Raw genomic sequence first — 9,460 nt, forward strand, 5'->3', positions numbered from 1 at the left:
GCGATCAGCGCGGGGGCGGCGGCCGCCGGGCTGGCCTGGTACGCCGTCCGGCGGCGCCGCTCCTGAGACCGGGCCCCGACGGCGTCGGCTGCGGCCCGGCCGCCCCTCGCGCTCGAGGACGGCCGGCGACGCCGGATCACGCGCCGAGTTCGCGCGCCTTGTCGCGGTAGTACGCCGCCTCGTCGTCGCGGCCGAGCTCGTAGAGCACCTCGCCGAGGCGCGCCATGGCCGGAGTGTGGCCGGCGTCGGCGGCGCGCCGGTAGAAGCGCTCCGCGGACTCGAACTCGCGTCGCTCGACGTAGGCGTCGGCCAGGAACATCCAGTTGGAGATGTTGCCCGCGGACGGGTCGGTGACCCGTCCGGAGTCGGCCGTCTGGTCCGTACCGACGGGCTGCTGCGCCAGCGCGCGAGAGCCCACGACGAGCGCCGCGGAGATGACGCCGCACACCGCGAGAATCGTCGCGGAGGTGGCCGTGGAGATCTGGACGTCCATCGCGATCGCCACGATCAGCGCAGCGAGCAGCGCTACGACACCGGCCAGAACGAACCACATGACGTATCTGAGCCGGTTCCCCCGGTTCACCATGGTTTCCGATCATGGCCCCGATAGGCAGACCTCGCAAACGGAACGAACCGTGACCGCCGCGTGATGTCCCGATCAGCAGGCCCGGGGCCACAATCGGTCCATGGAGACCGACGACGAGCGAACCGTGCCCCTGGAGCTGGGCACCGTCGGTCCGGCGTACGCCGATGACGACGGCGAGACCGCCCGCCCGACGCCGCGCTGGCGGCTGTGGACCGGACTGGGCGCAGCACTGGTCGTGGGCGCCGTCGTGGGCATCGTCGCCAACAATGCCCGCAACGACGCCGCCGAGTACGCCGAGGTCGACCTCGTCCGCGGCTCGGTGGACGTCGAGTTCGGCGCGCCGCTGTCCTCGAACACGCAGCGGCTGCACGTGAACCTGATCAACACCGGCCCACGCGAGGTGGAGATCCTCTCCGTCGAGATCGACGGCTTCCGCTCGGTGGAGGACGGCGAGAGCGACGACCACGCCGTCACGGCGGCGCCGGGTGAATGGGTCCGGGTGCAGAGCACCGTCGAGGCCGACTGCACCACCCGCCCACCCGGAACGCTGCAGGTCCGCGTCCGTACGGGCTCGGGCGAGCAGACCGTCGTGGTGACCGGCCAGCCCGGTGACGACCAGCTGATCTGGGCCTGGCAGGGCGGCTGCCGGTCCGACAGCGGCACAGGCGTCTTCATCGGCGACACCCGCACCGTCTCGGCCGACGCCAGCGGCGCCCGCATCGTCCTGCCGGTGACCAACGGCGCCGACGAGCCGCTCACCGTCACGGCCATGGAGGCCACGACCCCGGGGTTCACGATGACGACGGACCCGCTGCCCATCGACGTCGACGCCGGCCAGACCGTGCAGGTCGAGACGCTGTGGACGGTCACCGACTGCGAGGACGCCGCGCGGTTCGCCGAGGCGACCGTCGCCGTCAACATCCGCAACGAGAGCATGGACACCCGCGTCTCCCAGCCGCTGGGCAACCCGACGCTGATCGAGCTCGTGCGCCTGGCGGTGCGCGTCTGCGAAACGTAAAGATCTGCCCGTTGCCCTTTCGCTCAGCCCCTGCGATGACCTAGAAACGAAGTACGGACCGCAAGGTCCACAGCACGGCGGAGGGAACCCACGCGGCGATCCACCCATGTACGGGCAGTCGTCCCCGGGAATGCCGGGGCGACGGACGCGATGCACGCTCTGGTAACCCATCGCAGCCGTGTCAGCGGCGGCGCCCTACCTCACGCGGGGCGCCGCTCGCATGTGCGTGAGGCCGCTGACTAGCCGGCCTCGGGCACCGCGGTGCGCACGTGCTCGGCCAGCGTGAGCCCGACCTCGGCGCCGCGCGCATACGCGTCCGCACACTGCCGGATCCACGCCCCGACGCCCTCGGGCGCACCACTGGCGTACGCCTGCGCCAGCGGGTCGTACGCCCGCTCCAACGCCAGGTGCCCGGCCTCCGGGACGCTCACCGCCTTGGTGTCGACGCCCACCGACACCAGCACGACGCGCTCCGCCGCCCGCGCCACCACGCCGTCGGCACTGCCGAACGGCCGCAGCGCCAGCAGCTCACCGTGCACCAGCGCCGCCACCACCACGCCCGGCGCCGCCGTCCGAGTGATCGCCAGTCGCAGCAGCTGGTCCAGCCGCTCGGCGTCGGACGACGCCCGCGGCCGCCCCAGCTGGTCGGGGTCGGACACCAGATCGCGCGCGGCCAGCATGTGCAGGCGGGCCAGCGCCTGTCGCGGAGAGCGTCCCCACACCTGGGCCAGCTCGGGCACCGCCGCCGTGACCCGCAGCGCACCCTGCAGCACCGGATCGTCGACGGCGTCGGGGTCGCCGCCGTCGAGCGCGGCCGACGCCTGCGCGCCGCGGAGCGCGGACAGCGCCGCCACCCGGCCGGCGTCGCGGCGCATGGCCGGGTGCCGCAGCAGCGCGTCGACGGAGCTGCGGGCCTGGGCGGCCGCCGCCCCGACGCCGGTCAGGCTCAGCACCCCCGCGAGCGGATCGTCCATGGAGCCAGCCTAGCCTCGGATGAGCATTGACAAAATCGTGCTTTACATACAAGAATCTCTTCGCATGAGGGATGTGCTGTACCTCGACCAGGTCGACAAGGCCGAGGCGCTGATGAAGCCGCAGCGCGTGGAGGTGCTGCGGCAGCTGGCCGAGCCCCGCTCGTGCACCGAGGTCGCCAAGGTCCTCGGGCAGACGCCGCAGTGGGTCTACTACCACGTGAAGCGCCTGGTCGACGCCGGCCTGGCGGTCCGCGTGAACGAGCGCCGGGTCCGCGGCATCACCGAGGGCGTCTACCAGGCGACGGCCCGGTCGTACTGGCTGTCGCCGCGCCTCGTCGGCCGGCTCGGGCCCCGTCGCAGCCGCGACGCGCTGAGCCTCGGCTACCTCCTCGACCTCATGGAGGAGGTGCAGGACGACGTCGCGACGATCGCCGGCCTGGCCGGCAGCCCCGCCGCGCCCGAGTTGCCGTCGATCGGCGTCTCCGGCGAGATCCGCGTGCACCCCGACCGGCGCCAGGAGTTCCTCGCCGACCTGCGCTCCACGCTCCAGGACCTCTTCGCCCGCTACGGAGGCGCCGACGGCGACGAGTTCCGGCTCGCCGTGGCGCTGTATCCCCGCCTCGTCAAGGAGACCCCACGATGACCCAGCCCGCCAGGCTGCGCGCCCGCGCGCAGGCGCCGCTGGCCACGGTTCGCCGCGCTCTCATCGAGCCGGGCGCGCTGCGCACCTGGCTCGCCGAGCACGCCGACGTCGACCCGGCGCGGCAGCGCTACGTGTTCTGGGGCCGCTACACCCCCGACGGCGCCGAGCCACGGCAGCGCCTGCTCCACCTCGACGACACCACCATCGTGTTCGTCTGGCCCCTGGGCGGCGAGGACACGACGACGGAGATCGCTCTGGCCGCCGACGGCCCGGACGCCACGCTCGTCACCGTGACGCAGAGCCATGTGCCGCCGTGGAGCGTCGCCGTCGCCGAGACCGACGTCCGCGGCATGCTCCCCACGTTCTGGGCGCTGTCCGTCGCCAACCTGGTCGACTACGTCGAGGGCCGCGACCTCACCCCGAAATGCGACTTCACCTCGCTCGAGATGCGCGGTGAAGTGACCATCGCCGCCCCGCCGGAGGACGTCTTCGAGTCGATGGTCGACCCCGATCAGTACCGGCAGTGGTTCGGCGCCAACGTCGGCATCGAACGGCACGTCGGCGGCCGGTTCGCGATGGGCGGATTCGAGCTGGACGACGAGCCGGCGATCATCGTCGAGCTCGACCCGGCCCGCAAGGTCACGCTCGAGTGGCCCACGCTGGTCGCCACCTGGGAGCTCGAGGGCACCGACGGCGGCACCCGGCTGACGTTCGTGCACAGCGGCTTCGACGACGACAACCCGCCGTACGGCGGCTGGCTCGGCTGGCTCGGCGGTGTCGCGGCGCTGCGCCGGTTCCACGAGCTCTACCGGCCCGACCTCATCTGGGTCGACCTCGAGCTGCCCGGCCTCCCCGACGGCATGCTGGCGGACTGAGCCATGACCACCACCGACGTCGTCGCCCGGGCCGGCCGTCGCGAGTACGCGGGGCTGGCCGTCCTCACCCTGCCGACCATCCTCATCTCGCTCGACATGAGCGTGCTGTACCTCGCACTGCCACACCTGGGTGCCGACCTCGGCGCGAGCAGCTTGCAGCAGCTGTGGATCACCGACGTCTACGGCTTCATGGTCGCCGGGCTGCTGATCACCATGGGGACCATCGGCGACCGCATCGGGCGGCGGCGGCTGCTGCTGATCGGCGCCGCGGCGTTCAGCATCGCCTCGGTCGTGGCCGCCTACTCCACCAGCGCCGAGATGCTCATCGTCACCCGTGCGCTGCTGGGGGTCGCCGGCGCGACGCTGATGCCGTCGACACTGACCCTGATCAGCACCATGTTCCGCGACCCGCGCCAGCACGGCATGGCGATCGCGGTCTGGATGGCCTGCTTCATGGGCGGCCTGGCCATCGGCCCGATCGTCGGCGGCGTGCTGCTCGAGCACTTCTGGTGGGGCTCGGTGTTCCTGCTGGGCGTGCCGGTGATGCTGCTGCTCCTCGTCACCGGGCCGGCCGTGCTCCCGGAGTACCGCAATCCCGCAGGCGGACGCCTCGACCCGGCGAGCGTGCTGCTCTGTCTCGGCACGGTGCTGCCGCTGGTCTACGGGCTGAAGGAGATCTCCCGCGACGGCGTCCGGGTGCTGCCCGCGCTCGCCGTCGTGGCCGGGCTGCTGGCCGGGCACCGGTTCGTCCGGCGGCAGCGCCGGCTGGAGCAGCCGATGCTCGACCTGCGCCTGTTCGGCAACCGGACGTTCACCGCCGGGCTGACCATCTCGACGGTCGCCGGCATCATGGCCGGCAGCCAGCTCTTCGTCTACCTGTACCTGCAGCTCGTGGCGGGCCTGTCGCCGTTGGACGCCGCGCTGTGGCTGCTGCCGTCGGCACTGGTGACGATCGTGAGCCTGCAGGTCGCACCGCTGCTGGCCCGGCGGTTCGCGCCGGCACGGGTGATGGCGGGCGGGCTCGTGCTGGTCGCGGCCGGCTACGTCCTGCTCACCCGGGTCGACGGGTCCGGCTCACTCGGGCTGCTGATCACCGGTCTGGTGGTGACGGCGGTCGGCATCGGGCCGATGGCCGGGCTCAGCATGGGGCTGGCGCTCGGCGCGGTCCGTCCGGAACAGGCCGGCTCGGCGGCGGCGATGTCCGAGACGGCCGGCGAGTTCGGCATCGCGGCCGGGGTCGCCGTCATGGGGGTCATCGGCACCGCGATCTACCGCCACGCCGCCGATGCCGACCAGCTGCCCGCGCCCGGTGGCGAGCTCGCCGCCGACGTGCGCGACGCCCTGGCCGGCGCGCTCAACGGGACGGCGACGGTGAGTGCGGCGATCGCCGTGGGGCTCGGCGTCCTCGCCGTGGCGGGCCTCCGCCACGTCCGCCCGGTCGGCACTGCGGACCCGTCGTGACCGACGACGTCATCGGCGCTGACGCCGTGCCGCGCGGCCGGTCGCCGGCCGATGTCTGGTCATCCGCCGAATGGCTGGCGGCGGCGACCGGCTGGCTGGACGACCGGCTCGCCGCGGCCGGCCGCGTCCGTACCGGTCCGGTGACCCAGCCGCGCCTGCGGCCGTGGGGCACCGTCCTGACCGCGCCCACCGACCAGGGCGCGGTGTGGTTGAAGGCGCCCGGGCCGGAGACCGCGTTCGAGGTGCCGCTGTACCGGCTGCTGGCCGATGTGGCGCCCGGCTCGATCCTCGTCCCGATCGCGACCGACCTCGACCGCGGCTGGGTCCTGCTGCCCGACGGCGGGGCGACGCTGGGCGAAGGCGTCCCGGCCGATGAGTTGCCCACCGCCATGGCGGAGGTCGTCCCGCACTACGCCGAACTGCAGCGAATCCTCGCCGGCCACGTCGGCGACCTGCTCGCCGCCGGCCTCGCCGACATGCGTCCGGCCGCCCTCCCCGGCCGGCTGGACGACGCCGTCGAGGCGATCGGGCGGTTTCTCGGCCGGCACGCCACCGACGACGACCACGCCGCGCTGCGCCGGGTGGCCGCCGCCCGGCCGGCCGTCGTGGACTGGTGCGAGCGGCTGACCGCCGGAACGGTGCCGGCCAGTCTCGACCACAACGACCTGCACGCCTGGAACGTCCTGACGGCGCCGCCGGCGCGGCCGCGCTTCTACGACTGGGGCGACGCCGTCGTGGCGCATCCGTTCGCCAGCATGCTCGTGACGCTCGGTGTTTTCCGGTCCGAGTTCCAGCTGGCCGACGACGACCCGCGGGTGCTCCGCGTGCGCGACGCCTACCTCGAGGTGTTCACCGACCTGGGCCCGCGGGCCGAGCTGGTGACGGAGCTGGAGCTGGCCTGCCGGGTGGGCAAGATCGCGCGATCGCTGGTGTGGCTGCGAGCCGTGCGCTCGGAGGGGTTCGCGAACGCCGGCGCCTTCCAGCGGGCACCACTGCAGACGTTGGCGGCGCTGCTGGCGGAATCGCCGCTCGATCTCGGTTGACGAAGGGCACCCGCCCATCGGACCGCGATCACCGGACGTGGCCGGCCGGCCGGAGGGCGTAGCGGACGCCGGTCAGCTCCTCCGAGCGTTCCCAGAGCCACACGGCGCGGCCGGCGTCGCGTGAGCGGCGGCTCGTGCCAGCCACCGCCCGGCCCTGCGCCGGCCCGCCGGCCAGCAGCTTCCCCCGCAGCGAGGTGTCGCGGCGCTGCCCCTCGGTCGCGGCGACCCCAGGGTGGGCGGAGACCGACACCGTCGTCGCCCGGCCCGCCGCCGCCAGCCGCCGCTGCAGTTCGTAGGCGAACAGCAGGTTGGCCAGCTTGGACTGCGCATAGGCCAGCCAGCGCTGATAGCGGCGGTGCTCCCAGTTCAGGTCCTCGCGGACCCGGCCGAGCACGTGCAGCCCGCTCGACACCGTCACGACACGCTCGCGCACGCGGTCGGCGAGCAGACCGGTCAGCGCGAACGGGCCGAGGTGGTTGACGCCGAGGTGCCGCTCGAACCCGTCGGCCGTCGTGCCGCGCGGCACCGCCATGAGCACCGGCACCGGCACCGGCACCGGCACCGGCCAGCGCCCGGGCCGCTTCGGCGCCGAGCCCACTGGTCGCACCGGTGACGAGCACCGTACGCCCGTGCTGGCCGGGAACGTCAGCCGCCGTCCATCCGGTCATCTCGCACCTCCGGGCGCTCGCGGGCCGGGGCCTAGCGGCCCGACGCCCAGCCGTTGCGCGGCGCCGGATCCCACGGCGGCGGTCCCCAGCCGGGGCGGGCCCGCGGCCAGTCGCGGCGATCGGACGGACCCCACGGTGGCGGTCCCCAGCCGCGCTGCGCGCCGCCGCCGTCGTGCCAGTGCCAGCGCCGGCGCCGCCAGGGCGGCCCGCCGAACAGGAACAGCATCCCGAAGACGAACAGCAGCCACGGCGCCGTCGAGACGATCAGGAACAGCAGCCCGCCGAACGCCATCATCGCGAGCGGCAACGTGAACAGCATCCGGGACCGCGGCCCGCGCGCCCGCACCTGCGGCCGCACCTCGGACCGGACGGCGACCGGCTGGGGCAGGTCGGTGAACAGCTCGTCGAGGTCGCCGGCGTAGCGCGCGGACCACGCACGGCCGGACCGCTCGTCGAACTCGTCCTTGGTGAGCCGGCCCGCGGCGAAGTGCTCGCCGAGGGCCGCGACGGCGGCGTCACGCTCGGCGTCGCCGACCCGGAACGCCGGCCCGCTCATCGCGCGCCGCCCTCGTCGTCGTCACCGTCGGCGAGGATGCCGTACAGCTTGCGCCGGGTGTCGGAGAGCACGTCGCGAGCGCGCGCCTGCTGGTCCGCGCTGCCGGTCGCCATGATCTGCCACAGCGCCGACGCGGTCTGGCCGATCAGGGGACGCAGCCCGGCCGCGTCCTCGCCCTCGGCGTTCGCCGACATCGACTCCCACGGCGCGTTGACCTCGGCGGCGTGCGCCCGGACATACTCCTCGCCCTCGCTCGTGAGCCGGAAGGTCCGCCGTCCGTTCTGCTCCTCGGCGCGGACCAGGCCCTCGTCCTCGAGCTGCTGCAGCGTCGGGTAGATGGAGCCGGGGCTCGGCTTCCACACGCCCCCGCTGCGCTCGGCGATCTCCTGGATCATCTGGTAGCCGTTCATCGGCCGGTCGGCCAGCACCCCCAAGATCGCCGCGCGGATGTCGCCGCGGCGAGCCTTCGGGCCCCGTCGCGCCCACGGCGGCGGCCCACCCCACGGGCCCCCGCCCCACGGCGGTCCGCCCCAGGCGCCCCGGCCCCCTCCTCCGAACATGTCCCACGGCCCGAAGCCGTGTCCTCCGCGTCGTCCGTGCATCGTGGTCACCTACTCTTCGATCGAACGGTCGCGATACTTAGACGATATATCGCGACCGTTCCGACGACAAGACCCCGGACGGCGTTACAGTCGCTACCGTGAAGGCCGGCCGCGAGGTCCCGGGCGGCGATGCGTCTGGCGAGGAAGAGGGTCGATCGTGACGACCGACGAGTTCCGCCTGCGGGCCGCCTCCTTCGGCGGCGTCGCCGACGTGTACGAGCGCACCCGCCCCGGATACCCCGACGACGCGGTCCGCTGGCTGACCGGCGACCGGCCGGTGCGGGTCCTCGACCTCGGCGCCGGCACCGGCAAGCTCACGCGGTCGCTCGTCGCCGCCGGTCACGACGTCGTCGCGGTCGATCCGTCCGAGCCGATGCTCGCGCGGCTGCGCACCGTGCTGCCCGGCGTCGACGCCCGCGCCGGGTCGGCGGAGCGGTTACCGCTGGACGACGCGACGGTCGACGTGGTGACGGCCGGCCAGGCGTACCACTGGTTCGAGCCGGCGACGGCGCTGCCCGAGATCGCGCGGGTGCTGCGGCCCGGCGGACGGCTCGGCCTGGTCTGGAACCTCCGCGACGACTCCGTCGGCTGGGTGGACGAGCTCTGGTCGATGTTCGGCGACCACGAGAGCCGCCGCGTCGACGACCCGCAGGTGGTCCCGCCGTTCGGCCCGATCGAGCGGCAGACCTTCCGGCACGAGCAGCGGCTGGACCGCGACGGGCTGCTCGGCCTGGTCGCCTCGCGCTCCTACGTCGCCGTCCTCGCCGCACCGGAACGCGACGCCGTGATCGCTCGCGTCGGCGCGCTCTACGATCGCGTCGCCAGCCCGGACGGCGTCGTACTCCCGTACCTGACGCACTGCTTCCGCTCGACGCGCGACTGACGCCGCCCGCCCGCCCCGCCCCCGGCCCACGTTGATCTTGGAGTTCTTCGGCCATTGCGGGGTGAAACGTCCGAGAGATGGCCGAACAACTCCAAGATCTCTCTGTCAGGATCTTGTGTGCCGGGGTGCTGCTCGACGGGGCGGGGTGCCG

The 9,460-nt window shown here is 73.6% G+C and carries 10 protein-coding genes and 1 pseudogene; 6 read left to right on the forward strand and 5 right to left on the reverse strand.

From position 1 onward, the window contains the following. Positions 1-136: 136 nt before the first annotated feature. Positions 137-586 carry a tetratricopeptide repeat protein gene (locus DY240_RS12890; RefSeq protein WP_119660286.1) on the reverse strand — a complete coding sequence of 150 codons (450 nt, stop codon included), beginning with the start codon at positions 584-586 and terminating at the stop codon, positions 137-139. A gap of 100 nt (positions 587-686) precedes the next feature. Here DY240_RS12890 and DY240_RS12895 point away from each other — a divergent pair, with 100 nt between their 5' ends. Continuing rightward, entirely contained in the window at positions 687-1,604 is a 918-nt protein-coding gene (locus DY240_RS12895; RefSeq protein ID WP_119660287.1) for a hypothetical protein, read from the forward strand. 239 nt (positions 1,605-1,843) lie between these two features. Here the strand turns inward: DY240_RS12895 and DY240_RS12900 are convergent, their stop codons facing one another. Further along, on the reverse strand, positions 1,844-2,578 hold the full coding sequence (locus DY240_RS12900; protein ID WP_119660288.1) for a Fic family protein: 735 nt from the start codon (positions 2,576-2,578) through the stop codon (positions 1,844-1,846). A gap of 64 nt (positions 2,579-2,642) precedes the next feature. Between DY240_RS12900 and DY240_RS12905 the strand changes: the two genes are divergently transcribed. The 4 genes from DY240_RS12905 to DY240_RS31935 are packed head-to-tail and all read left to right on the forward strand — an operon-like array spanning position 2,643 to position 6,600. After that, complete coding sequence (locus tag DY240_RS12905) at positions 2,643-3,221, forward strand: winged helix-turn-helix domain-containing protein (RefSeq protein ID WP_119660289.1); 579 nt, start codon at positions 2,643-2,645, stop codon at positions 3,219-3,221. Then, entirely contained in the window at positions 3,218-4,096 is an 879-nt protein-coding gene (locus DY240_RS12910; RefSeq protein ID WP_119660290.1) for an SRPBCC family protein, read from the forward strand. The genes DY240_RS12905 and DY240_RS12910 overlap by 4 nt, the downstream gene beginning before the upstream one ends. Positions 4,097-4,099: 3 nt before the next feature. Further along, positions 4,100-5,557: an MFS transporter gene (locus DY240_RS12915; RefSeq protein ID WP_119660291.1), complete on the forward strand. Its 1,458-nt coding sequence runs from the start codon at positions 4,100-4,102 to the stop codon at positions 5,555-5,557. Next, on the forward strand, positions 5,554-6,600 hold the full coding sequence (locus DY240_RS31935) for a phosphotransferase (RefSeq protein ID WP_158602835.1): 1,047 nt from the start codon (positions 5,554-5,556) through the stop codon (positions 6,598-6,600). The genes DY240_RS12915 and DY240_RS31935 overlap by 4 nt, the downstream gene beginning before the upstream one ends. A 28-nt stretch (positions 6,601-6,628) precedes the next feature. On the opposite strand, the pseudogene DY240_RS12925 reads toward DY240_RS31935, so the two are convergent. The 3 genes and pseudogenes from DY240_RS12925 to DY240_RS12935 all read right to left on the reverse strand — a co-directional run bounded on the left by DY240_RS12925 (position 6,629) and on the right by DY240_RS12935 (position 8,426). After that, positions 6,629-7,268: pseudogene (locus DY240_RS12925) on the reverse strand (short-chain dehydrogenase). 31 nt (positions 7,269-7,299) lie between these two features. Further along, positions 7,300-7,824, reverse strand: coding sequence for a DUF1707 SHOCT-like domain-containing protein (locus DY240_RS12930; RefSeq protein ID WP_119660293.1), 525 nt, complete (start codon positions 7,822-7,824; stop codon positions 7,300-7,302). Next, positions 7,821-8,426, reverse strand: a complete 606-nt coding sequence (locus tag DY240_RS12935) for a PadR family transcriptional regulator (protein WP_119660295.1) — start codon at positions 8,424-8,426, stop codon at positions 7,821-7,823. The genes DY240_RS12930 and DY240_RS12935 overlap by 4 nt, the downstream gene beginning before the upstream one ends. Before the next feature lie 157 nt (positions 8,427-8,583). Here DY240_RS12935 and DY240_RS12940 point away from each other — a divergent pair, with 157 nt between their 5' ends. Continuing rightward, positions 8,584-9,309, forward strand: a complete 726-nt coding sequence (locus DY240_RS12940) for a class I SAM-dependent methyltransferase (protein WP_233552721.1) — start codon at positions 8,584-8,586, stop codon at positions 9,307-9,309. Positions 9,310-9,460: the final 151 nt, after the last annotated feature.

Source organism: Jiangella rhizosphaerae (assembly GCF_003579925.1).
Lineage (GTDB): Bacteria > Actinomycetota > Actinomycetes > Jiangellales > Jiangellaceae > Jiangella > Jiangella rhizosphaerae.

Coding starts and splice junctions, on each gene's coding strand:
- DY240_RS12890 (WP_119660286.1), bottom strand. CDS start 586: ATGGTGAACCGGGGGAACCGGCTCAGATACGTCATGTGGTTCGTTCTG.
- DY240_RS12895 (WP_119660287.1), top strand. CDS start 687: ATGGAGACCGACGACGAGCGAACCGTGCCCCTGGAGCTGGGCACCGTC.
- DY240_RS12900 (WP_119660288.1), bottom strand. CDS start 2,578: ATGGACGATCCGCTCGCGGGGGTGCTGAGCCTGACCGGCGTCGGGGCG.
- DY240_RS12905 (WP_119660289.1), top strand. CDS start 2,643: ATGAGGGATGTGCTGTACCTCGACCAGGTCGACAAGGCCGAGGCGCTG.
- DY240_RS12910 (WP_119660290.1), top strand. CDS start 3,218: ATGACCCAGCCCGCCAGGCTGCGCGCCCGCGCGCAGGCGCCGCTGGCC.
- DY240_RS12915 (WP_119660291.1), top strand. CDS start 4,100: ATGACCACCACCGACGTCGTCGCCCGGGCCGGCCGTCGCGAGTACGCG.
- DY240_RS12930 (WP_119660293.1), bottom strand. CDS start 7,824: ATGAGCGGGCCGGCGTTCCGGGTCGGCGACGCCGAGCGTGACGCCGCC.
- DY240_RS12935 (WP_119660295.1), bottom strand. CDS start 8,426: ATGCACGGACGACGCGGAGGACACGGCTTCGGGCCGTGGGACATGTTC.